Source organism: Streptomyces sp. NPDC055962 (assembly GCF_042270185.1).
Lineage (GTDB): Bacteria > Actinomycetota > Actinomycetes > Streptomycetales > Streptomycetaceae > Streptomyces.
The window spans coordinates 182,062-204,895 of record NZ_JBHJYN010000011.1; the positions used below are offsets into that span (position 1 = coordinate 182,062).

The window sequence follows — 22,834 nt, forward strand, 5'->3', positions numbered from 1 at the left end:
AGCCACCGTGGATGATTCCGTTGCGCCATCCACTGAGCACAGAGGGCCACCACAGCGCGCCGAGGCCGTCCGGCGCGTCGGCCGGAGTGCTCCGGGACGGTCCCGGGCTTCACCGCCGCAACCGTCCCGTCCTGAGGGTGAGGTCAGGGGGCGTAGTCAGCGGGCGGCGCATCCGCCCCGGTCAGCGCGTCCTCGACCTCGTAGCGGCTCAGTGCGAGGCCCAAGGCGAAGAAGGTAGGTGCCCACTCACCGACGAAGATGCCCCAGCGGTCGGCGCGTTCGTTGCCCTGGGCCTCCCACTTCACCGAAGCCAGCCAGGAGAAGCAGGACAGCCCGATGGACGCGAAGGCTCCGGCGTAGGCGTGTTCACTGGTGAGGCCGGCGTCATGCAGCTTCTTGACGATCATCATGCGCTCCCAACGCGGGATGGGGTGCCCGGCACCTTCCATGAGACAGATCCGGACGATGCGACGGGGTCTGTGACTTCCACGATGGGCGACATCCGTCCCTCGGGCCTGTCGCAGCGGTTGTGCGTCGGATGACCCCGTCATCGGCGGTCGCGCGGGCCGGTCACGTCGCGGGCACTGGGGTCGCCGGCCCTGTGTGCCCGAGGAGTCCGAGGAGTCCGAGACAGGGCGCCGCACCGGCGGCCTGCCCGGCCGAGAAGGGATTCACCGTGAACGGGAGGTGGCGTTCGACGCCTGCCGCCCCGAGAGCGGCACCTGTTCCCACATCGGGGACGAACTGCCGGACGTCCCCCCGACCAGCAGCGCCGGATGTGAGGACGGCCTGTGAGAGGGCACCCACCGGGTGCACCTGCGCTCTGCCTGACCGGTGGCCACGTCGGCTGCTGCGGCAGCTCGGTCCGGAAGCCTGCCGCCGCGCACGCCGAGCACACCCGGAGAGCCGGACCTCGGCGCAATTGCCGCGCGCCGAGGTCCGGCTATGGGGTCCGAGGAGTGCCGGGCAGTCCGGACGCCGTAGAAGCGGCAGCCGCGCATGTCGGGCCGGTCGACCGCCGAAAGCGGTCAGTCACGCCGGCCCGTGACCCTGTTGGCGACCAGGACACCGGTCACCGTGATCGCTCCGACTGCCGCTGCCCAGGCGAGCCACTGGTCGGAGAAGTTGGTCGTGGCGCCGGCCGCACCGCTCCCTCCCAGCTGGGCGGAGCTCGGTGTGGACTCCGTACCGCTGAGCGTCTGCGTCGCCAGGGCGAGGTTCTTGTCCTCGGCGCTGCCCCAGGCGTAGACGACGTTGCTCGTGCCTTCCTTCAGGTTCAGGTCGGCTGGGCCGATCGCCACGGTGTCCGTACCGGCGAGCACGACGTCCGCGCTCACGGTGCCCGCCTTCACCTGGGTGGTGTCCTCCTTCGGGTTCTCCAGGCCGGTGAAGACCGGCTGACCGCCCGCACGTACGTCGACCGCGGGAGCCGCAGCGACATGACGTACCGTCAGACGGGATTCGCCGGATTCCGTCTTCGAGACGTCGTTGACGAAGGCCGTCAACTGGGGTTTGCCGTCGGCACTGAGGTGGGCGGCGACCGTGGCGTTCGCACCTTCGGGCACCTTGACCTTCTTCTCCAGGGCCGGTGTCCCGTCGGGGCTCTTACCGGCCTCGAAGATCTGTATGTCGTAGGTGCCGGCGTCGAGAGCCTGCGGGTCGGTCACCGTTCCGGGCTTGAAGTCGCTGAGCAGCTCGTCGCCGTTGGCGTAGACGTCGACGGTCATTCCGGGGATGCCGTGGAAGACGGACACCATGGATTGATCCTCCTGGTCCGCGGACGCCGCCATGCTGGGGGCGGCGACCCCCAGCGTCAGGCCGCAGACACCAGCCGCGACGGCGATCGTGAGGGGGGTTCGAGTGGTCATCGGGATCATCCTTTTCGGGCTGACTCTCCGCTGGGCACGAAGCCTCACTCCATCCCGTCCGGGCGCCGCAGTCGGTGTACGGACGGCGACTCGTCCCGGGCGTTCCCGCGGGCACCGTACGTGCCCCGGCCCATGACGCTCGCGGTGCGTCCGGCAACCGGATCCGTGGATCCGTGCCCGGAGATCTCCGTGTACGTCGATGGAGGACCGCGGACGCGTGCCGCGGACGCGTGCGAGCTGCGAGGCCACCGGCTTGACCGGCCACCGAGTGGAGTCGACCACCGGGGCCCGGCAACTGACTCGAGTCATGGCCTGACTTCTCCGGCCATGACGTGAGGACCGAGGTCGCCCGCCCGTCGTCCTGCTTCAGCGGACCGTTGGAGTTGTTCGTGGACTCCAGTCTCGCGACCGACGAACAAGGTGGGCAACACGCGTCGTTTGTGCGTCGTACACCGTACGCGCGACAAGGAGACGCCGATGTACGGAGGTGTGGTGGAAGCGTCACGGGAGCCGTTCGGGTGGCCCTACGAACTGGCGGAGTCCGGACCACCGGGCTCCGGACGGCCTCGTCCGTGGAACCCGAGCACTCCTGACAGAATGATCTCTTCTTCGTCCGCACGGTGAGACAAGCCGCAGCGCGAAGCGGCCAAGTCCACCCGAGCGCAGGAGACTCCGGCCGCTGGGCGGGAGCCAGACCCCCCGATACACCTCGACGAGGTGGTGCAGACCTTCTTGACCACTCACATGGAAGAGCCCCGCCGTAACCCCGGCGGGACCTCCCCATGTCACGCGCGAGTCACCGACCCGAAGGGCGACGTACCACCAGGACGTCCCGAACTGGACATAGGTGTTCGCACTGGACCGGCTGGACGCCCAGAGACGGTTATGCCTACGTGTGCCGTGTGGTGCCGTTCGACTTCGGATCGGCAGGCAATCCTGACAAGCTCCGCTGCGGCGTCAGGCCGCGCCCCAGGTCAAGCGTCCAGCACGCGCGCGGCCGTCGTGATGCTCCCCGGCATCAGGTGCCGGTAGGTGCGGTACGTCTCCTCGATCGACTTGTGTCCCATCCACTCGGCCACGTCAGTGATCGGATTGCCACTAACCCGGTGCGTTGGAGGCGACGTGGTGAGGACATCGGGTGAGGCAGCAGTCGCCATGATCATCTCCCGATGCGGGGCGGTCTCCCCCTGCGTCCGCCTCGGTTTCAGATTTCACATGCCGTGCATGGAACGGCACACTCTGCTCCCTCTAGGCTCCGGGCATGGCAGCAGAAGAAAGGCTCACTGCTCGCCGCCATGTCGATTTCGGCAGGCTGGCGAGCGCGCTGTGTACGTCAGCCGCCGGGTGACCGCCCTGGCACGGCAGCCTGTGGCTCGGCCAAGTACCAGTGCGTGTCCGGCGATCGTCCGGGCAGTGCGCCGGATCTGAACCGGTCGGCCCAGATCTGAGCCGGTCGGCCCTGCCGCTTCAGCCTCGTTGCGGGGCACCTGTTCGGCGCCCGGCCCCCCGAAGCCCCGATGCCCCTCCCCTGCCTGCCATCCGCAGGAATCGCGCTATCCGCGCGGGCGTGCGACGTGCATGAGTTCCGCGTTCCCGGAACGCGGTTCCGCGCCCCGCCGGCTTCTCGACGGACCACAGGAGGAAACGATTCATGAGCAGCAACGACAGCCCCCGGGTCAGCAGGCGTGGCTTCCTGGCCGGCACAGCGGCGGCGGCCGCCACGGCAGCCGTTCCCGCCCTGGCTCAGTTCGCTGCCGCCGACTCGGCGGCAGCGGTCTCGGCCCGCCCCAACGTCCTTCTGATCGTCACCGACGACCAGCCCAAGCAGACCGAGTGGGCGCTCCCCAAAACAGTCGACTGGCTTGCCGGGCACGGCGTCAGATTCACCCATGGCCATGTCACCACCCCGCTCTGCTCCCCGTCACGGTCGTCCGTACTGTCCGGGCAGTACGCCCACCATCACGGCGTACGGAACAACGGCGCCTCGTACCAGTTGGACCAGAACACCACCCTTCAGCGCTATCTCAAGCAAGCGGGCTACCGCACCGGTCTGTTCGGCAAGTTCCTCAACTCCTGGACGCTCGCCGAGAACCCACCGCACTTCGAGGACTTCGCGCTTCTCCAGCCGGGCTACGTCGACGCCCGGTGGAACGTCAACGGCACGGTCCAGACCATCGACGGCTACACCACCGAGATCATCAAGAACCGGACGCTCAACTTCCTGGACAAGGCCGCATCCGACCACCGCCCCTGGTTCGCCTATGTCACTCCGTACGCCTCGCACGGCCCGCGCACTCCCGAGGCCAAGTACGCGGGAACGGCCGTGCCGGAGTGGAACGGGCGGCCCTCAGTCCCCGAGGCCGACCGGAGCGACAAGCCCGCCTACGTCCAGGACGCGACCGGAACCCTGGCTGACGGGAGGCGTATCCGCGCGGAACAAGGGCGGGTCCTGCGGTCCGTCGACGACGCGGTGCAGGCGTTCAAGGACAAACTGACCGCTCTCGGGCAGCTGGACAACACCCTTGTGATCTACATCGCGGACAACGGCTTCGGCTGGGCGGATCACGGCTGGACGAAGAAATCCGTGCCCTATCGCCCCGCCCATGAGGTTCCGTTCTACCTGTCCTGGCCGGCCGGGGGCCTGGGAGCCGGAACCACCGACGACCGCATCGTCGCCAACATCGACATCGCGCCCACCGTCCTGGACGCGGCCGGGGTGGTCCCGGGGCACTCGCAGGACGGAAGGTCGTTGCTCACTTCGTACAGCCGGGACCACCTGCTCGTCGAGTTCTGGAAGCAGGGCACCGCAGCGGGCGGGCCGCCGACCTGGTCGTCCTACGTCGCCAAGAACAAGCAGTACACCGAGTACTACGACCTCACGACGGATGCCGACGGAAAGCTGTCAGGCACGGGCCGGCTGAAGTTCCGGGAGTACTACGACCTCGCGAACGACCCGCACCAGCTGAAGAACGGCCTTCACCAGGCGACTCCGCAGGACGAGCAGAACCTCGGCATACCGGCGCTGGCGGCACAGCTGGCCGAGGACCGCGCAGCCTGACCGAGACCGATGCCCCGGCAGGGGCACGCAGCGATGCCTGCCGGCCCCTGCCGGGCCTCACCCAAGGATTTCTGTGTCCTCCTCGTGCTGCACGCCGGCCCACGACGCTCCCACGACCGCCACCGTCGCGGCCCCGGTGCGGTCTCCTACCGACCCAACGGCTTCGGCCTCCACGGCGTCGTGGGCAACGTCTGGGAGTGGTGCGAGGACTGTGTCCCACCCATACGGACAGCTCACGCCTGTGCAGCGCTCACTTCCGGTGAGCGCTGGTTCACCCCGGACACGGCCCGGGTGATGCGTGGTGGCTCCTACCTGTGCCACGACTCGTACTGCAACCGCTGTCGCGACGCCGCACGGGGCTCCCACACGCCGGGGAGCTCGACGGGGAGCATCGGCTTTCGTGTGGCGAGCTGAGAACGCGGGCGGATCAGCGGCGCACGGGGGCGTCGCGTCCCGGAGCGGTGCCTGTCACGGGTGGTCCTTCTCAGAGGTGGCGGTCCAGGAACTCCCTGATCTCGGCGGTGGTCCAGGGCCCGGCGCCCGGCGTCACCGCCTCCCCCTCCTTCAGCAGGACGCAGGACGGGGCTCCGGTGATCCCGTACCGTGCGGTCACCTCCGGGCAGCGCGCGATGTCGGTCCTGACGGCAGCCAGGCGGCCCGCGTACTCCTCGGCGATCCCGCCCACGACGAGGTCCATGGCCCGGCAGGGTTCGATCGCCTTGGGCCATGTCCCGATGAAGTACGCGAGGACCGGCACTCCGCTCATCCTGAGGATGAAGTCGAACTCCGCGTCCTCGCGGGGCTGGTGGACCCGCTTCGCCATGGAGGCTCCTGACCTCGTGTTCCGTCTTCCACCCCCATCATCCCCTGCGCGGCCGGACGGGCTCGCACGGACACCGGGCACAGCGGCCGCCGTGCCTCCCCCGGCGCCGGGAGGTGTACCGGGCCGTGCCCGTCACGCGGTCGCTCCGCCGCACGGGAAGTGACCCCGCAGTCGCGCTCCGCGCCGGGGCGCCCGGCCCCCTGACGACGTGTGATTGACTGATTCGTATGGCCCCCGCCTCCCCGCCCGCCCGTGCGGCTGCGACCGCCGGTCCGGCCCCGGCCACGCGGCCCCGCAACCGCAGGCAGCTCATCGTCGGCGCGGCCGGGCGGGTCTTCAGCGAGCGCGGCTACCACGCGACGTCGATGGAGGAGGTCGCGGCGCGCGTGGGCATCACCGCTGCCGCGCTGTACCGGCACTTCCCGAACAAGTACGCACTGTTCGCCGCATGCGCCGACGTCATGGTGGACGGCCTGGTCACCGCGCTCGACGAGGTACCGCCCGGGGCTGCGTTGACGGATGTGCTCACCGCCCTCACCAGGATCACCGTCGCTCACCGTGCGTCGGGCGGCGTGTACCGGTGGGAGGCCCGCTACCTGAGCCGCGAGGACCGTCGGCGTCTGGGCGCGAAGTTCGCCCGCCTGGTCGAGCGGGTCGACGAGGCCGTGCAGCGCGAGCACCCGCTGCCCGACGAGCGCCTGCGGGCCATGGCGGCTCTCGGTGCGATCGGTTCCATCACCATGCATCACACATCCATCGCCCAACGCCGCGCCGAGGACCTGCTGCTGGCATCCGCGCTGGGCGTGGCGGCGAGCGACCCGGCGGCCGGGCGGCTGAGCACGCCCGTCGTCGTGCGGCTGCCTGCGCAGCCGGTGCCGCGCACCCGGCGGGCCGAGATCCTCGCGGCCTCCATCCCGCTGTTCGCCCGGGACGGATTCGTCAGCGTCACGAACGGACAGATCGCGGAGGCGGTGGGACTGACCCCGTCCGCGCTGTACCGCCACTACCCCGGCAAGATCGACATCCTGGCGGCGGCGTGCCTCCAGGCGGCGGGGCTCCTGGCCCAGGGGGTGGAGCAGAATCTGCGCGAGGTGACCGGCCCGCACGACGCGATCGTGGTGCTGGCCGCGACCTATGTGGCCTACAGCTTCGAGTACACCGAGCTGAACAGCGTGGCCGAGGCCGAGCTCGCGGGTCTGCCGGCCGGGCTGCGGCGGCCCGTGGTCCTCGCACAGAGGGACCACATCGCCGTCTGGGAGCAGCAGTTGCGGCAGGCCCGTCCGGAGCTGGATCCGCGCCAGGCACGGGTGCTGGTGCACGCGGGGTTCGGCGTGGCGGTCGAGGCGGGCCGGCGACTCCGATGGCGCGACACTCCCGGCCATCGTGAGACCGTGACCGCCCTGGTCGTGGGCGCTCTAGGTCTCTGAAGGGCCGCCGGACCCGGCCCCCGCCCGTGGAGGGGAGGCCCGCCTCCCGACGTACGCTCGTCGGCCGGGAGGAGGGCACCGCCGTTGAGGGACCGGCGGTTCAGGCCGCCCGGTTCCCGGTGGGGATCGTGATGGGTGTGGTGGTCCCGGAGGAGCCCTTGTTGAGGAACAGCATGCCCAGGGCGCGCACGAACTGGTCGAACATGTAGAAGCTGCCGGGCATGACGGGCGACAGCCCTTCACGGAACAGGATGTACGCGGGCCACGCAGTGCGGACCAGGGCCGCCGACACGTAGTCGCGCTTGAGCCCCAGCCAGTCTCCGACCTCGTTGCTGAGGACGTAGCGCACGAACTCGTTCAGGAAGCCGCGCGTGACCCCGAGGTCGATCTGCGCGGTCAGGCCGAGCAGCTCCTCCGCCAGGGCGATGCCCTCGGTCGACGGCGTGAGGATCGGGGTGAGCACCTGTGCCGACTGCGCTTCGGCGGCTGCCCAGGTCTGGGGGATGTGCTCGTCGGGCACACCGAGCAGGTGGAGGGCGACCTGCCACGAGTGGAGGAACGCCTCCTGGTCCGCGGCCGGGAAGGGGACCTTCCATTCCAGCAGTTTCCTGTGCACGTAGGTGCCCAGGCTGTGGAAGGTGACCAAAATGTCCGCCGCGCTGATCGGAACGGTCTCGTCGGCCACGGCCCGCCAGTGCGGCGACTGCGGCAGGAGGTGGCGCACCGCGGCGTGCACCACCCGTGTCTTGTTGGCCGTGACGACGAACTGCCCCGTCGGCTCGAAGGCCCCCAGCTGGGAGAGGTCGTAGCCGAAGGTGAACGTCTTGGCCGCACGGTCCTGCATGTTCGCACCGCCCGCGGACCAGTAGACGCTCTTGGCCTCGCGCGGGATCACGGTGCTCATGATCCCGCTGCCGAGGCCGTACAGCATGAAGAGGTACATGTCCCTGCGCCGGTTGAAGTCGGCGGCGCGCGCCAGCTTGGTGCGGTCGGCCCAGCCGGGCAGGCGGTTGACCTGCTTCAGGTACGCGGAGAAGGCGGCCGGGAGACCGCTGGGCAGCGGATCGTTGTTGTTCACCCACGGCGCCCATGCGGTGTTGATCGCCGGCACATGGCCGTTCTCGAGCATCGAGACCATCAGAGGGTCCGCCGCGTCGTCCCAGACCCACTCCGGACCGGTCCCCGCCGCGGCTCCCGTCACCGAACCCGTCGATGCCCACGCCTGAGCGGGGTGTGCCACGCCCACGAGGCCGAGTGCGGCACCTAGGGACAGAATATTTCGCCTGCTGAGATTCTCCATTGACTTACCTGCTCCCCTGACGGGCCAGATGGCTCTGAGTTGCCATTGCAGACGTGCAAGTCGAGTGATCCGTACGGGACGTGTCGCGCCGCACAGATGTGATTTTCGATTAACATAGCGAGGCGTGTCGTCGTCGGCAATGGTGAGGACCGAGGGGCTCGTCGCCGATGTCGGCCCACGGTGGGCCGGTTCGACCGGACACGGCCCCGGGCGGCCTCCACCCCGCACACCCCGGCAGAACACCCGCATCCTCAGGCCGCGGCGGCGGGCTCTCGCCGCCACGGCCGTGCACCGCGGCGGCCGACGACAGGGCGGACAGGCAGGATGTGACGTGTCGGCAGACACCGAGCGTAAGGTGGACCGCACCACGGGCGGGTATGTCGGGAGCCGCGCACACGACCCCGCGCCCTGCGCGCTTCCATCAGGACGCGGAGGAGGTCCGGCACGGGAGTCACCCTCCCGAACCTTGCACATACCTAACTTTTTGCGCGTATCAGCTTGCACGCGCAAGGATCACGCACATAGGTTGCTCCGTATGCAGTTCTACACGATCGGTCAGGCAGCACGGCTGCTCGGCGTGAGCCCGGACACCGCGCGGCGGTGGGCGGACGCGGGCAGGGTCGCCACTCACCGTGACGAGGGTGGGCGCCGGCTCATCGACGGCAAGGACCTGGCCGCCTTCTCGGTCGAGATCGCCGGCAGCGGCGGAGAGCCTGACGCCTCGTACACCTCGGTGCGCAACGCCTTTCCCGGCATCGTCACCGCCGTGAAGCTGGGCGACGTCGCCGCCCAGGTGGAGATTCAGGCAGGACCGCACCGGCTGGTCTCGCTCCTCACGCGCGAGGCCGTCGAGGAGCTGGAACTGGAGGTCGGCATGGAGGCCACCGCCCGCGTGAAGTCGACCAACGTGCACATCGACCGGACCTGACGGGCAGCCAGACCCCGGGCACGCCTCACGCGGGATGCGGGATGCCTGCGCGTCACACCGCCGTACGGACGCGGCGGCCGCTCACGGGCGTGGGCGGATGGTCCATGCCGTCGGTCCGGCACCGCAGTGCGGTCCAGAGGTCGAGCCGGTCCGCCAACCGGGACAGGTCGCGCCCGGTGAAGTACTCGATGCGCCGGACCCGGTAGTGGACGGTGTTGACGTGGAGGTGCAGGGCCTCCGCGGCGCGTGCCCACGAGCCGTCGCAGGCGAGGAACGTCCGCAAGGTCTCCAGCAGGTCGGCCCCTGAGGCGGTCGCCGGTTCGAGCAGGGGCCCGAGGACGGTGCGGCTGTACGCGGTGCGCACCTCCTCCGGTATGCCCGTCAGCAGCGTGTCCAGACTGGTGAGTGTCGCGGCGTCGACGAGTGCGGAGGCCTCGGGCGCGGTGGTCCGCGCCGAGGCGAGGGCGTAGCGGGCCTCGGCCAGCCCTCCGCCCAGTCCCCGCGGTCCGGCGACCGAGGAGCTGACCCCGGCGTACAGGAGGGCGGACGGCTCGCATGCGGCGAGAAGCGGCCAGGCGGCGCCGAGCACCTCGCTCACCGTGTCACCCTGCTCCCCGTCGCCCGTGCCGCCCACGACGGCGAAGGCGAGGCCGTCGGGCAGCCTCCCCACGGCGGCGCCCGACGGCCCGCCGTGGGCGAGCGCCTCCGCGAGCACCCCCTCCGCAGGGACGGCGTGCTCCGATCGCACCTCTGCGACGATCACGCGGTACGGGCCCTCCGCCGTGAGGCCGCAGGCACGGAGCCCGGATGCCACCGACGCGTCGGCCGCGGTTCTCGCGAGCAGCGCACCCAGCTCGTCCGCCGTACGGTGCGCGACCGCCCTGCGGCGGAGCAGGCCTTCCTGGCAGCGGCCCAGGATCGCGGCGATCTCCCCCAGCATCCGCGGCGGTGCGGCCCGGGGGTCGGGCAGGTGAAGATGCCAACGCTCGTACGGGGAAGCCGAGTCGGCCTCGATCGGCACAGCCACTCCGCTCCCGCCGGACGGAGGCTCCACCGCGGCCCTCGTCACAGCGGCGTCGCCCCCTGTCGCCGCCACCGTCCGCCCGGCCGATGTGACGACACGCGCCTCGGTCCCGTCGAGATGGGCGAACGCGGCGGCGAGGACGGCCTCCGGGCCGGCGTCCTGGGTGACGAGAGCGCCGAGCCTGTTGCGTACGTTCTCGGGCAACGCGTGGTGGCGGCCGAGCTCGCCCCACCGGTGGAGGTAGACCGTGTCGGTGACGGCCCGGAACATGATGTGTGCCGGAACGGCCGCCACCGGTACGCCGTGCCGGACGCAGGCCTCGACCAGTTGGTCGGGCACCGAGCCGTGCGTCTCCTCCCCGGCGAGGAGGATCGCGGCTCCGGACGCCCTCAGCGCGGAGACGAAGCGTTCCGCCCTGGCCTCCCCTCCGTCCGGCAGCCACCAGACGAGACCGCTGAGCACAGCTTCGCCGGGCCCCACGAAACGGGCGGGATCCTCCAGATCCGTCGCGGTCACTCCGCTGATCTCCCGCTCCAGCAGCTCGTCCGTGGCCCACAGGAGGCGCAGGCCGAGGGACTCGTCCCTCAGGAGGTGTTCGACGTACATGTACTCCGGCTCCTCGTGCGTTCGCCGGGCCCCGGGGCCCAGACCTGGCGTCTTGCATTCACCAGGTGAGTGCGAGTGCAGACATCGTAAGTGCCATACGAGTCGAGCGGTATGCCTCTTGGTTGATCATCCAGGGGGCAGGCCTGAAACGTCGGTGTTTCCGTGCGGTGAACCAGTCGTCAGGGGCACATCCGCGTTGCTTCACTGACGCCATGGACCTGAACACGGTGGTGGAGATCCGGGACGCGCGACGACCCGAGCCCTGGCGGCACGGTGACGCGTGGCTCGGAGGGGGCACGTACCTCTTCTCCGAGCCCCAACCGCACCTGCGCAGGCTGGTGGATCTGAGCCGCACGGGATGGACTCCCGTGCACACCCGCGCGGACGGCTCGCTGGAGATCGCCGCGACCTGCACCATCGCCCAGCTCTCCCGCTACGCGCGGACCTTGAGGGCCGAGGCGGCTCCGCTGTTCGAACAGTGCTGCCGGGCGTTCCTCGCCTCGTTCAAGATCTGGCACATGGCGACCGTCGGCGGCAACCTGTGCAACGCGCTCCCCGCGGGCCCGATGATCTCCCTGACGGCCGCGCTGGAAGGTGAGTGCCTGTTGCGGGCCCAGGACGGGGTGCGCCGCCGCACCCGGGTCACCGGCTTCGTGACCGGCGCGGGCCGCAAGGACCTGGCGGAGGGCGAGATGCTGCGCTCCGTCACCCTCCCGGCCCGCGCGCTCGCCTGCCGCACGGCGTTCCGGCAGGCCTCGCTCTACGGGCTCGGCCGGTCCGGCGTCCTGGTCATCGGCACCCTCGATCCGGTGGACCACTCGATGGCGGTCACCGTCACCGCCTCGACCGTCAGACCGGTCCGGCTGTGGTTCCCGCTCCCGCCGACCGCCGCGGCACTCACGGCGGCACTCGGGTCGGCGGTCGCCGGCCACGAGTGGTTCGACGACATCCACGGGCTGCCCGCATGGCGGCGGCACATGACGTTCCGGCTGGCGGAGGAGATCCGCCGCGAGCTGGAGGAGGCACGATGAGCTTCGAGGACTTCGGGGTGGAGGTGAACGGCAGGCCGTTCACCGAGGAACCCCGCCCCGGGCAGTGTCTGCGCACGTATCTGCGTGAGCGCGGTTGGTTCGGCGTGAAGAAGGGCTGCGACGCGGGCGACTGCGGCGCGTGCACGGTCCACGTGGACGGCCGCCCCGTCCACAGCTGCCTCTACCCCGCGTTCCGGGCGGACGGCCGTACCGTCACCACGGTCGAGGGCCTGGCCTCCGAAGGCGGCGGACTCCACCCCGTGCAGCAGAGGTTCCTGGACGCGCAGGGGTTCCAGTGCGGTTTCTGCACGGCCGGCTTCCTGATGACGACGGCGGCTCTGGACGACGGTCAGCTGGACGACCTCCCCCGGGCCTTCAAGGGCAACCTCTGCCGCTGCACCGGCTACCGGGCCATCGAGGACGCCGTGCGCGGTGTCCTCCACGCCGAGGCGCCCTCCGCAGGAGAGGCGGTGGGCCGGAACCTGCCCGCCCCGGCCGGCCCGCAGGTCGTCACGGGTACCGCGCGCTACACCTTCGACATCGATGTCCCGGATCTGCTGCACATGAAACTGCTGCGTTCCCCGCACGCCCACGCGCGGATCACCGCCGTGGACACCGCTGCCGCGATGCGTGTTCAAGGCGTACGAGCCGTCCTCACCCACCACGACGCACCGGCACGGTACTTCTCCACCGCCCGTCACGAGCACCCCGAGGAGGACCCGGACGACACCCGCGTCCTGGACGACACCGTCCGTCACGTCGGCCAGCGCGTCGCAGCGGTCGTCGCTGACAGCGAGGCGGCTGCGGAGGAAGGATGCCGCCGCGTCGAGGTGACCTACGAGGTGCTGCCGGCGGTCCTCGACCCCGAGGAGGCGATGCGTGCCGGAGCCCCCGTCGTGCACGACAAGGACGCCTCGGCGGCCCGGATCTCCCGTCCGCGCGACAACGTGGTCGGCGAGACGCACGGTGAGATCGGCGATGTGCAGGCGGGCTTCGCCGAGGCCGACGCGGTGTACGAGGAGACCTTCCGGACGCAGCGGGTCCAGCACGCCAGCCTCGAGACGCACGGGGCGGTGGCGTGGCTGGACGAGGACGGCCGGCTTACCGTGCGCACCAGTTCGCAGACGCCCTTCCTCACACGGCGCGCACTGTGTGCCCTGTACGACCTGCCCGAGGAGAAGGTACGCGTCGTCGCGGGCCGGGTCGGGGGCGGTTTCGGCGGAAAGCAGGAGATGCTGGTCGAGGACATCGTGGCACTGGCCGTGCTGCGGCTGCGGCGCCCGGTGAAGCTTGAGTACACCCGTGCGGAACAGTTCTACGGGGCGACCACCCGGCACCCGTTCACCGTCCGGGTCAAGGCGGGCGCGCGCCGCGACGGCACGCTGACCGCGCTCCAGTTGCGCGTGGTGGCCGACACGGGGGCGTACGGGAATCACGGACCGGCCGTCATGTTCCACAGCGTCGGCGAGTCGCTCGCCGTCTACCGGGCGCCGAACAAGCAGGTCGACGCCTTCTCGGTGTACACGCACACGGTCCCGGCCGGGGCGTTCCGGGGCTACGGCCTCGGACAGGTGATGTTCGCGATGGAATCGGCCCTGGACGAGCTGGCCCGCCGGCTCGGCCTGGATCCCCTGGACTTCAAGGCCCGGAACATCATCGGCCCGGGCGAGCCCATGATCACCCCCGGTGGCGAGGAGGAGGATCTGCACATCGCCAGCTACGGACTCGACCAGTGCCTGGGGATCGTCCGCACGGCGCAGGCGGAGCCCGTCGCCGAGCCCGCTCCCGCGGGCTGGCTGGTCGGTGAGGGCACGGCGCTGGCGATGATCGCGACGGGGCCTCCCGGCGGCCACCTCGCGGACGCCGAGGCGTCGCTGCTGCCCGACGGAACCTTCGACCTGGCGGTCGGCACGGCGGAGTTCGGCAACGGGACGACGACCGTGCACCGCCAGATCGCCGCGGGTGAACTGGCCACCACCGTCGACCGGATCACGGTCCGCCAGTCCGACACCGATGTCGTACGCCATGACACGGGCGCCTTCGCCTCCACCGGCACGGTCGTGGCGGGCAAGGCCACCTTGCGGGCGTCCCGCGCCCTCGCCGACATGCTCCTCGACTTCGCCGCCGCCCACCTGCGCCTGCCGCGCGCCGACTGTCTGCTCGCGGAGGAGGCGGTCGTCCACCCCGGCGGCAGGCTCTCGCTCCAGGAGCTGCACGCGACCGCCGAGGCGGTCGGCGTCACCTTCACCGCGGAGGGGCACTTCGGCGGCACTCCGCGGTCGGTGGCCTTCAACGCGCAGTGGTTCCGGCTCGCCGTCGATCCCGGCACCGGTGAGATCCGCATCCTGCGCAGTGTCCACGCCGCCGACGCGGGCAAGGTCATGAACCCGATGCAGTGCCGCGGCCAGGTCGAGGGGGGCGTGGCGCAGGCGCTGGGTGCGACGCTCTTCGAGCACGTACGCATCGGCGAACGGGGCGAGGTGCAGACGGCCGCCTTCCGCCGCTACCGCCTGCCCCAGTACGCCGACGTCCCGCGCACCGAGGTCCACTTCATGGAGACCGCCGACGCCATCGGCCCGCTCGGCGCGAAGTCGATGAGCGAGAGCCCCTTCAACCCGGTCGCCCCCGCCTTCGCGAACGCCCTGCGGGACGCCACCGGCGTCCGGTTCACGGCCCTTCCGCTGACCCGTGACCGGGTGTGGCTGGCCCTGGACACCGCGGGGGTGACGGCGGCGGACGGGGACATGACGGGCCGGTCCGCCTGAGGCGGAGCTGCGTCCCGGGCGCATTTCCGTCGGTGGGTGGAACCCCGGGGCGCAGCTCCGTCGGTGGGTGGAACCCCGGGGCGCAGCTCCGTCGGTGGGTGGAACCCCGGGGCGCATTTCCGTCGGTGAGGTGGGCCCCGGGGCGCATCCCCCTCGGTGAGGGGCGCCCCATGGCGTCCGGACCGCGGCAGGGGAACGGCGCTCAGGTCCTCGGCGCGTAGCGGCCGTCCAGGCGGATGGCGTTGATGCCGCTGATGTGCCTGGCGCCGCAGCGGTCCTGGGGAAGGACCAGTTGGGGGCCGGCGCGGTCGAGGGGGGTGTCGTCGATGCTCACCGCGAGGAGGACGGGCGCCCGACCGAAGTCCGGGTCGATCTCTGCCCAGGACAGGAGGACGTGATGGCCGTCCGCCCCTGACAACGCGATGAGGAACCGCAGCCGGTCCTTGCGTCGCGCGGGGTCGAAGCAGGGGCCCGCGTCGCGCAGGACGTCGTGCAGGAGCGGCCCCGCGAAGCGATGGTGCCGGGTGCCGCTGGTGGAGCATTCGAAGCTGACCCGGGCCCGGTGCTGGGGCCAGGCCAGCAGGTCCGGCACCGTCAGCCGGGCAGGACGTGCGAGGTCGCCGGTCAGGGCGAGCGCCGCCACCGGATCGGCGGTCGTGACGGACTGGCTCACGGGCTACCACCTCCCGGAGGACCGTACCCGCCCGGCCGACCCGTGCAAACGCACATGCCTACCCGATCCCGAACAGCTCCTGCTCATGCGATGCCACAAGTGACTTCCTCCTCGAATCTGCGGCAGTATGATCAGCACATGCGCAGCTACCGGATCGGGAGGCGACCGACTCCCGGGCGCGGCCACCGGAGTGATCCTCGGGGCTGTGCCGGCCAAGGTGGGGCCCGGTCAGGGCCGTCGGGAGGCCGGCCGTGACCCCGGCCTCGAAGCCGCCGGGAGGCGGAGGAGGCGCCCGGCGTCCCGGCGGCAGCAGTGATCGAACCGGCCGACATGGTCGCCGGGAGAGCGAAGAGGGTCCACCGGACCCTTCCGAAGGGCCCGCCGGCTCCTTCGGAACGACATGCCGGAACGTCATGCCGGCATGACATGCAGACGGACTCTTCAGAAGAGCCAGAGGGAGTAGACCCGTGATGACCCGTTCCGCGCACCGGACCCTGCGGATGGCCGGTGCAGGCGCAGCCGCACTGCTGGCACTGAGCGCCTGCTCCTCCTCCGACGACGCCTCCTCCGCGTCGGGCTCCTCCGCCTCGGCGGACGCGTCGGAGAAGCTCTCGGGCACGGTGACCGTCTTCGCCGCCGCCTCGCTCAAGGAGAGCTTCACGACGCTGGGCAAGGACTTCGAGAAGGCCCACCCCGGGACGAAGGTCACCTTCAGCTTCGGCGGCAGCGACAGCCTCGCCGCCGGCATCACGGGCGGCGCGCCGACCGACGTCTTCGCCGCCGCCAGCCCCAAGACGATGGCCATCGTGACGGACGCGGGCGACGCCGCCGGCACGCCCGCCACGTTCGTGCGCAACCAGCTGGAGATCGCCACCCTGCCCGGCAACCCGGACAAGATCAGCTCCCTCGAGGACCTCACCCGACGGGACCTCAAGGTCGTCCTGTGCGACAAGACGGTGCCCTGCGGGGCCGCCGCCCAGAAGGCTCTCGACGCCGGCAAGCTGAAGCTCACCCCGGTCTCCTACGAGCAGGACGTCAAGAGCGCTCTGACGAAGGTCGAGCTGAAGGAGGCCGACGCAGCCGTCGTGTACAAGACGGACGTGAAGGCCGCGGGTGACAAGGTGGAGGGCGTGGAGTTCCCCGAGTCCGCCGACGCCGTCAACGACTACCCGATCGCGCTCCTGAAGAACGCGCCCAATGCCGCGGCCGCCAAGGAGTTCATCGCGTACGTGCAGTCCGCCGAGGGCCAGAAGGTCCTGACGGCGGCCGGTTTCCTCAACCCGTGACCGCCCCGGACAAGTCCGGCGCCGCGGCCGGGTCCGGCACGGGTGGCGACACCCGCGACGGCGGGCCGCGGCGCCGGCGTGTCCGGACGGGTGCCCGGCGCGGAGTGCCCCTGCCGCTCCTGGTGCCCGCCCTGCTCGGCCTCGCGTTCCTCCTGCTGCCGCTGGCCGCCCTGCTCGTACGGGCCCCCTGGCGCGACCTGCCGGACCAGCTGACCAGCCCGGAGGTCTGGGACGCCCTCCGGCTCTCCCTGATCTGCGCGACCTCGGCCACGGCTGCGAGCCTGGTCCTCGGAGTGCCCCTGGCCTGGCTGCTGGCACGCACCGAATTCCCCGGGCGGGGTCTCGTGCGGGCCCTGGTGACGCTCCCGCTGGTCCTTCCTCCGGTGGTGGGCGGTGTGGCCCTGCTGCTGGCGCTCGGCCGCAACGGGGTCGTGGGGCAGTGGCTGGACTCGTGGTTCGGGATCACCCTGCCCTTCACCACTGCGGGCGTGGTGGTCGCGGAGACGTTCGTGGCGCTGCCGTTCCTCGTCATCAGCGTGGAGGGCACCCTGCGCGCCGCCGACCCGCGCTTCGAGGAGGCCGCCATGACCTTGGGCGCCTCCCGCTTCACCGCGTTCCGCCGGGTCACCCTGCCGCTGATCATGCCCGGCATCGCCGCGGGTTCCGTCCTCGCCTGGGCCCGCGCGCTCGGCGAGTTCGGCGCGACGATCACGTTCGCGGGCAACTTCCCCGGCCGTACGCAGACCATGCCGCTGGCCGTCTACCTCGCGCTGCAGAGCGATCCGGCCGCAGCCATCGCCCTGAGCCTGGTCCTGCTCGCCGTGTCCATCGCGGTCCTCGCCGGGCTGCGGGACCGCTGGATGACGGTGTCATGACCCGCCCCGCCCGGCTTCCCGGATCCCGCACCAGCGCCGCCCCACCACCCACGGTCTGCGCCGGACCGTCCGACCGCTGGATGGACGCACGATGACCCGTATCGACCAGGAGCCCGATGCCGGCCGCGCCACGGCGGTCGGTGTGGACGCTCACCTCGTCGTGGACCGCGGGGCCTTTCGCCTCGACGTGGAACTGACCGTCGCGCCCGGTGAGGTCGTCGCACTCCTCGGGCCGAACGGGGCGGGCAAGACCACGGCCCTGCGGGCCCTCGCGGGGCTCCTGCCCCTGACGGGAGGTCATCTGCGCCTGGACGGGACCCTGCTGGACGGTACGCCGCCGGAGTCACGGCCGGTCGGTGTCGTGTTCCAGGACTACCTCCTGTTCCCTCACCTGACCGCGCTGGACAACGTCGCCTTCGGCCCCCGCTGCCAGGGTGCCTCCAAGGCGGAGGCCCGCGCCCAGGCCACGGAGTGGCTGGACCGCATGGGCCTGGCGGAGCACGCCGGCGTCAAGCCGCGGCGGCTCTCCGGCGGCCAGGCGCAGCGGGTCGCCCTCGCCCGCGCACTGGCGACGCATCCGCGGCTCCTCCTCCTGGACGAGCCGCTGGCCGCGCTCGACGCGCGCACCCGGCTCGACGTACGCACCCAGCTCCGCCGCCACCTCGCCGACTTCGAGGCGGTGGCCGTGCTGGTCACGCACGATCCTCTGGACGCCATGGTGCTGGCCGACCGGCTCGTCGTCGTCGAACACGGCCGGGTCGTCCAGGAAGGCGCACCCGCGGACATCGCCCGCCGTCCCCGCACGGACTACATCGCCCAGCTGGTCGGCCTGAATCTCTACAAGGGCCGGTCCGAGGGGCACACGGTGCGGCTGGACGCGGGGCCCCTGGTCACCACCACGGAGGAGCTCACCGGCCCCGCCTTCGTCGCCTTCCCCCCGAGCGCCGTCACCCTGTACCGCGACCGTCCCACCGGCTCCAGCGCCCGCAACCTCTGGCACTGCGAGGTCGCGGGACTGGAGACGCACGGCGATCAGATCCGCGCCGATCTCACCGGCGAGCTCCCCCTCGCCGCGGATCTGACGACCGTCGCCGCGGCAGAACTCGACCTCCATCCCGGAGCACAGGTCTGGGCCACGGTGAAGGCCACCCAGACGCACGCGTACCCGGCCTGACACGGCGTCCGCCGCCGCCGTCCGCGAGGGTCGGCACCGACCCCGCCGGGCAGGCCGGCAGGCGACTCCCCAGGGGCTTCCCCGGCCGGGCGTGGGCGGCAGCGCGGTGTCGGGGCAGGGCTCAGGTGCCGAGCAGCCCCTCGCCGGCGTCCGCCTCGCGCGCGAGGCGGCGCCACTCCCCTTCGCCTCCGGGCAGGGGCCAGGCCCAGGTCGGCTGCTTCGCCGTGTCCAGGCGGTGGAGAAGGCGTACGAGCCGTGGACCGGCTGCGGCGGCTCCGTCCGGGGGCACGGGATGCGACGATCGGGAGACCAGCAGCCGCGGCCCGGCACTGGACACGCACAGGTCCGGCCGACGGCGGGCCTGGACGTGCAGGGACAGGCCGGTCCATGTGCCGTCGTCCCGCGTGACCTCGCTGCGCTGCATGCCGGAAGGGTAGGCGGCGGCCAGGGCCGGCGTGGAAGGGTGGTCCTGGAGTCCGGTGCGGAAGGGCCGAGGTCACGCCGCCTGCGCTACACCCCGGTGGTGCCGTCGATGCGTTCCCGGACCAGGTCGGCGTGGCCGTTGTGGCGGGCGTACTCCTCGATCATGTGGACGTAGATCCAGCGCAGGCTGACGTCCTGCTCCATGAAGCGACCCGTATCGGCCAGGGCGCGGCCGGCGCAGTGCTCCCGGGCGCGGGCGATCTCCGCGTGCCAGGTGGCAAGGGCGTCGCTCAGGGTGGCGCCCGCGGCCACGTCGAAACCCCCGTCGGGGCCGTCCGGGTCGGCCTGCGGGTCGTGGATGGGCGGAGCCTGCTCCCCGGCGAAGACGCGACGGAACCAATTCCGTTCCACCTCCGCCATGTGCTGGACCAGGCCGGTCAAGGTGAAGCCGGACGGCGGCACGGACGCGAGGGCGGCCTGCGTATCGTCCAGTCCCTCGCATTTCATGGCGAGTGTGGCGCGGTGAAAGTCGAGCCAGCCTTCCAGGGTCGTGCGCTCGTCGGCGTTCAGGGGCGGCACGGGGCGGTCGATGGTGCTCATCGCCCGATTATCGCCAGCGCCCGGAACGACCGACAGGCCGGGGCCCGACTGCGGGGCGAGCAAAGCCCGATGCGGCCCCAGAACCGGACCAGGAGGACCGGAACGGGTGGACCCGGCGGGCCAGGTACGCCGGTGCCGGGAGACCCGATGCCCTCAGCGCCGGGCGTGGCGGATCTTCAGCCGCCCGTACCCCAGCGCCCCGGTGATCCGGATCCTCGGTCCGCTGCCGCGGGAGTCCCGGCGAGGCTTGTAGCGCGTGTCCTTCCACCCGGTGTGCAACGCGTCGAAGTCGACGACCGCGTCGCGCGGCACCGTGATCCTGGCCTTGCCGGTGCCGAGTTGCAGCTCGATGTCGACCTCCGGATGCTCGAAGACGGCGCGGGACAGGTCGAGGTACACCCGTCCGAACGCGGACTCGACCTTGAGTTTCCGCGGCACCCGCCATGCGCCGCGCCGCCTGATCCGTCCCCCGGCTGCGGCGATCGTGGAGGTGGTGTCCGGCTTCTCCTCCGGGAGCGACGCCAGGACCGAAGCGATGTCCGCGCGTGTCCGGGCGGCGAGCACCCGGCCGAGGCCCTCGTCCATCTGCTGGTGCGAGAGGTGCCCTTCGGCATAGGCCTCCTGCAGCCGCCGCACGGTCGCGTCACGCGTGTCTTCACCGATGAGGGACGGCAGGTCTTCCGGAACGGAGGTCACCGTCCCACTCTAGTGCTGTGCCCGCGGATACGAGCGTGCCGAACTCCCCGGCGGACAGGGGCGTTGACGGGCGAGCAGACATCATCCCGGTCTCAGCGGGCTCGCACGGCACGGGCCAGGAAGTGCTCCCGGGCGTCCTCGTAGCGGACCAGTTCGAAGCCGCTCGCGTCCAGCATGGGGCGCAGGTTCGGTTCGGCCAGCGGGTCGTCGGGGGTCAGGGGGCGGCCGTGACGGGCGGCGCGCTCGACGCGGCCGGAGGGATGGAAGAGGAGGAGCACGCCGTCCGGGGCGGTGACACGGGCCCATTCGTGCAGCGCCGCTCCGGGGTCGGGCAGGTGGTCGAGGAGGCCGGCGGTGAAGATCCCGTGCACCGCACCCGGCGGCAGTGGCAGGCGCATGCAGTCGGCGGCCAGCAGGGAGGCAGGCCCCCGACGGCCCTCACGGGCGGCCGCCACGAGCATGGCCGAGGTGACGTCCAGACCGAGGACCGTCCCGGCCGCCCCCACCGCCATGCGCAGGGCGGACAGGGCACGCCCACTGCCGCAGCCGAGGTCCAGAACCGTACGGCCGGGGCGCAGGCCCATCCGGGCCACCGCCTCCGCGTACCTCGGGCCGTCGGCGGCGAAGCGCGTCTCCCAGGCGTCGGCCCGGGGCGTGAAGAACGTACGGGTCGCCGTGTGCGGTGCCCGCGCCGCCACGAGGGCCGCGAACCGGCCGAACACCCGGTCCCTGGAGGGCGCGGACGTCCCCTCTGCCTCCGGGTGGAACTGCAGCCCCCATGCCGCGCCGCCCACCCGGAACGCCTGGGCCGGATACCGCGCGCGGGCGGCGAGCGACACAGCCCCGTCGGGCAGTTCCACCCCGTCGCCGTGGCAGTGGGACGCTCCCCAGCGCCCGGCCATGCCCCGGAACAGCAGGTCGTGGCCGGCCCACGGAGTCAGAAGCACTTCGCTCCGGTCCGCCTGCACCCCTGTCCCCGCCCGGGCCACGCCGCCGGCTGCGACGGCCAGCAGCCGGGCGCCCAGGCACACACCGAGCAACGGCACTTCGGCAGCCAACGCCTCGCGCAGCAAACGGAGTTCGGCGTCGCGGGTGGGGAAGCCGTCGTCGCGGGCCGCACCCATCGGGCCACCCGTCACCACGAGCGCCTCGTGGCCCTGAAGACTCTGCGGCAGTCCGTCGCCCGCCCACACCCGGCACACCTCCACGGACAGCCCGGCCGCCGTCAGGGCCTCCCGGATCGCGTACGGACCCTCTCCCGGCACGTGCTGCACCACCAGGACACCCATGTTCGCCCCTATCAGCAGATGCGGCCATCAGCGGCCCAATACACAGTATGTGCAAGTCGATATCCGCGCCTCAACTCTTGTTCGCAGGATCGAGTCGGAACTTCGCCCGCAGGAGGGAGCAACGATTCCGGCGGGTCGCCGCAGAGTCATCGCCCGCGCGGGTAGTCGGTGGTGGTGCACGAACGTGTGACACGGCGAACAGGCCGCGTACGGATGGCCGGTGAGGTGGAGACCGATGGTGAAGCTGTTGCTGTGGGGCGTGGACCACACCCTGATCACGACCGGGGGCGTCGGGCAGGAGATCTTCGCGGACTGCTTCGAGCGGGTCACCGGGCAGGTGATGACGGAGCGGGCACCGGCCGACGGAATGACGGAACCGGCCGTCTTCCGCCGGACCGCCGAACTCCACGGCCTGACCGGCGACCGCCCCATGGTCGAGGCGTTCGCCCGGCTCTCCGCCGAACAGCACCGGGCCCGAGCCGTCGAACTCCGTGAGCGGGGACGCGCCCTGCCCGGGGCGGCGGACGCCCTGGCGGCGGTGGCCCGACTGGGCGATACGGTGCAGAGCGTGGTGTCCGGGAACATCGCAGCGGTGGCCGACGCCAAGCTCACCACGTTCGGACTGGACACCCGTCTCCGCCTCCCGCTGGGTGGTTACGGGGAGGACCACGAGGAGCGGAGCGAACTCGTCCGCGTGGCCCTCCAGCGCACCCGGAGCACCCTGGACACCCCGCTCACGGCGGAGAGCGCGGTACTGATCGGTGACGCGCCGTCCGATGTCGCCGCGGGCCTCATCCACGGGGTGCGGGTCCTGGCCGTCGCCACGGGGAACTCCACTGTGGCGGAACTCCGTGACGCGGGGGCGGACGGCGTCCTGCCCGACCTGACCGATCCCGGCGCCCTCCTGGACGCGCTCGCAGACCGCTGAGCGGAGCGACCGGCGCGGACATCACGCCGCGGCGAAAGAGGGCAGTACCTGGGGCTTGGG

At 71.5% G+C, this 22,834-nt stretch carries 20 protein-coding genes and 2 pseudogenes; 11 read left to right on the forward strand and 11 right to left on the reverse strand.

Annotation, left to right across the window (positions count from 1 at the left end; translation table 11 throughout):
* Window positions 1–143: 143 nt before the first annotated feature.
* From ACFC51_RS27540 to ACFC51_RS27550, 3 genes and pseudogenes are all read right to left on the reverse strand, one after another.
* Entirely contained in the window at window positions 144–407 is a 264-nt protein-coding gene (locus ACFC51_RS27540; RefSeq protein WP_376369939.1) for a hypothetical protein, read from the reverse strand.
* Window positions 408–1,028: 621 nt separating this feature from the next.
* The gene (locus tag ACFC51_RS27545) at window positions 1,029–1,868 is read right to left on the reverse strand and encodes a DUF4397 domain-containing protein (protein WP_376369940.1); all 840 of its coding nucleotides are present in this window, start codon (window positions 1,866–1,868) and stop codon (window positions 1,029–1,031) included.
* Between the two features lie 974 nt (window positions 1,869–2,842).
* Window positions 2,843–2,996: pseudogene (locus ACFC51_RS27550) on the reverse strand (integrase); the annotation flags it as partial.
* 133 nt (window positions 2,997–3,129) lie between these two features.
* Between ACFC51_RS27550 and ACFC51_RS27555 the strand changes: the two are divergent.
* The 3 genes and pseudogenes from ACFC51_RS27555 to ACFC51_RS27565 form a co-directional block, all read left to right on the forward strand.
* The gene (locus ACFC51_RS27555; RefSeq protein ID WP_376370037.1) at window positions 3,130–3,216 is read left to right on the forward strand and encodes a putative leader peptide; all 87 of its coding nucleotides are present in this window, start codon (window positions 3,130–3,132) and stop codon (window positions 3,214–3,216) included.
* Between the two features lie 303 nt (window positions 3,217–3,519).
* Window positions 3,520–4,926, forward strand: coding sequence for a sulfatase (locus ACFC51_RS27560; RefSeq protein ID WP_376369942.1), 1,407 nt, complete (start codon window positions 3,520–3,522; stop codon window positions 4,924–4,926).
* A gap of 144 nt (window positions 4,927–5,070) precedes the next feature.
* A pseudogene (locus ACFC51_RS27565) lies at window positions 5,071–5,340 on the forward strand (formylglycine-generating enzyme family protein); the annotation flags it as partial.
* A 70-nt stretch (window positions 5,341–5,410) separates the two neighbouring features.
* Here ACFC51_RS27565 and ACFC51_RS27570 read toward each other — a convergent pair.
* Window positions 5,411–5,749, reverse strand: coding sequence for a thioredoxin family protein (locus ACFC51_RS27570; RefSeq protein WP_376369943.1), 339 nt, complete (start codon window positions 5,747–5,749; stop codon window positions 5,411–5,413).
* Window positions 5,750–5,976: 227 nt separating this feature from the next.
* On the opposite strand from ACFC51_RS27570, the gene ACFC51_RS27575 reads away from it, so the two are divergent.
* Window positions 5,977–7,176, forward strand: coding sequence for a TetR/AcrR family transcriptional regulator (locus tag ACFC51_RS27575; protein WP_376369945.1), 1,200 nt, complete (start codon window positions 5,977–5,979; stop codon window positions 7,174–7,176).
* A 100-nt stretch (window positions 7,177–7,276) separates the two neighbouring features.
* Here ACFC51_RS27575 and ACFC51_RS27580 read toward each other — a convergent pair whose 3' ends face one another.
* Window positions 7,277–8,476: an oxygenase MpaB family protein gene (locus tag ACFC51_RS27580; protein ID WP_376369947.1), complete on the reverse strand. Its 1,200-nt coding sequence runs from the start codon at window positions 8,474–8,476 to the stop codon at window positions 7,277–7,279.
* Between the two features lie 535 nt (window positions 8,477–9,011).
* On the opposite strand from ACFC51_RS27580, the gene ACFC51_RS27585 reads away from it, so the two are divergent.
* Complete coding sequence (locus tag ACFC51_RS27585) at window positions 9,012–9,404, forward strand: TOBE domain-containing protein (protein WP_376369948.1); 393 nt, start codon at window positions 9,012–9,014, stop codon at window positions 9,402–9,404.
* 52 nt (window positions 9,405–9,456) lie between these two features.
* On the opposite strand, the gene ACFC51_RS27590 is transcribed toward ACFC51_RS27585, so the two are convergent.
* The gene (locus ACFC51_RS27590) at window positions 9,457–11,034 is read right to left on the reverse strand and encodes a helix-turn-helix domain-containing protein (RefSeq protein WP_376531401.1); all 1,578 of its coding nucleotides are present in this window, start codon (window positions 11,032–11,034) and stop codon (window positions 9,457–9,459) included.
* A gap of 212 nt (window positions 11,035–11,246) precedes the next feature.
* Between ACFC51_RS27590 and ACFC51_RS27595 the strand changes: the two genes are divergently transcribed.
* Together ACFC51_RS27595 and ACFC51_RS27600 are read left to right on the forward strand one after the other, a co-directional pair.
* A complete protein-coding gene (locus ACFC51_RS27595) occupies window positions 11,247–12,065 on the forward strand; it encodes an FAD binding domain-containing protein (protein ID WP_376369952.1) in 819 nt (272 codons plus the stop codon).
* Complete coding sequence (locus tag ACFC51_RS27600) at window positions 12,062–14,830, forward strand: molybdopterin-dependent oxidoreductase (protein WP_376531403.1); 2,769 nt, start codon at window positions 12,062–12,064, stop codon at window positions 14,828–14,830. The genes ACFC51_RS27595 and ACFC51_RS27600 overlap by 4 nt, the downstream gene beginning before the upstream one ends.
* A gap of 202 nt (window positions 14,831–15,032) precedes the next feature.
* On the opposite strand, the gene ACFC51_RS27605 is transcribed toward ACFC51_RS27600, so the two are convergent.
* Window positions 15,033–15,503, reverse strand: a complete 471-nt coding sequence (locus ACFC51_RS27605) for a molybdopterin-dependent oxidoreductase (protein ID WP_376531406.1) — start codon at window positions 15,501–15,503, stop codon at window positions 15,033–15,035.
* A gap of 470 nt (window positions 15,504–15,973) precedes the next feature.
* On the opposite strand from ACFC51_RS27605, the gene modA reads away from it, so the two are divergent.
* From modA to ACFC51_RS27620, 3 genes are all read left to right on the forward strand, one after another.
* Window positions 15,974–16,789: a molybdate ABC transporter substrate-binding protein gene (modA, locus tag ACFC51_RS27610; protein WP_376370039.1), complete on the forward strand. Its 816-nt coding sequence runs from the start codon at window positions 15,974–15,976 to the stop codon at window positions 16,787–16,789.
* Complete coding sequence (modB, locus tag ACFC51_RS27615; RefSeq protein ID WP_376531409.1) at window positions 16,786–17,664, forward strand: molybdate ABC transporter permease subunit; 879 nt, start codon at window positions 16,786–16,788, stop codon at window positions 17,662–17,664. Before modA ends, modB begins: the two co-directional genes overlap by 4 nt.
* Before the next feature lie 91 nt (window positions 17,665–17,755).
* A complete protein-coding gene (locus ACFC51_RS27620) occupies window positions 17,756–18,838 on the forward strand; it encodes an ABC transporter ATP-binding protein (RefSeq protein WP_376531411.1) in 1,083 nt (360 codons plus the stop codon).
* 121 nt (window positions 18,839–18,959) lie between these two features.
* On the opposite strand, the gene ACFC51_RS27625 is transcribed toward ACFC51_RS27620, so the two are convergent.
* From ACFC51_RS27625 to ACFC51_RS27640, 4 genes are all read right to left on the reverse strand, one after another.
* A complete protein-coding gene (locus ACFC51_RS27625) occupies window positions 18,960–19,262 on the reverse strand; it encodes a hypothetical protein (RefSeq protein ID WP_376531413.1) in 303 nt (100 codons plus the stop codon).
* Window positions 19,263–19,348: 86 nt separating this feature from the next.
* Window positions 19,349–19,861 carry a DinB family protein gene (locus ACFC51_RS27630; protein WP_376369963.1) on the reverse strand — a complete coding sequence of 171 codons (513 nt, stop codon included), beginning with the start codon at window positions 19,859–19,861 and terminating at the stop codon, window positions 19,349–19,351.
* 153 nt (window positions 19,862–20,014) lie between these two features.
* Window positions 20,015–20,557, reverse strand: a complete 543-nt coding sequence (locus tag ACFC51_RS27635; protein ID WP_376369965.1) for a DUF1707 domain-containing protein — start codon at window positions 20,555–20,557, stop codon at window positions 20,015–20,017.
* Window positions 20,558–20,649: 92 nt separating this feature from the next.
* Complete coding sequence (locus ACFC51_RS27640) at window positions 20,650–21,846, reverse strand: methyltransferase domain-containing protein (RefSeq protein ID WP_376531415.1); 1,197 nt, start codon at window positions 21,844–21,846, stop codon at window positions 20,650–20,652.
* Between the two features lie 235 nt (window positions 21,847–22,081).
* Between ACFC51_RS27640 and ACFC51_RS27645 the strand changes: the two genes are divergently transcribed.
* Window positions 22,082–22,774 carry an HAD family hydrolase gene (locus ACFC51_RS27645; protein ID WP_376531417.1) on the forward strand — a complete coding sequence of 231 codons (693 nt, stop codon included), beginning with the start codon at window positions 22,082–22,084 and terminating at the stop codon, window positions 22,772–22,774.
* Window positions 22,775–22,834: the final 60 nt, after the last annotated feature.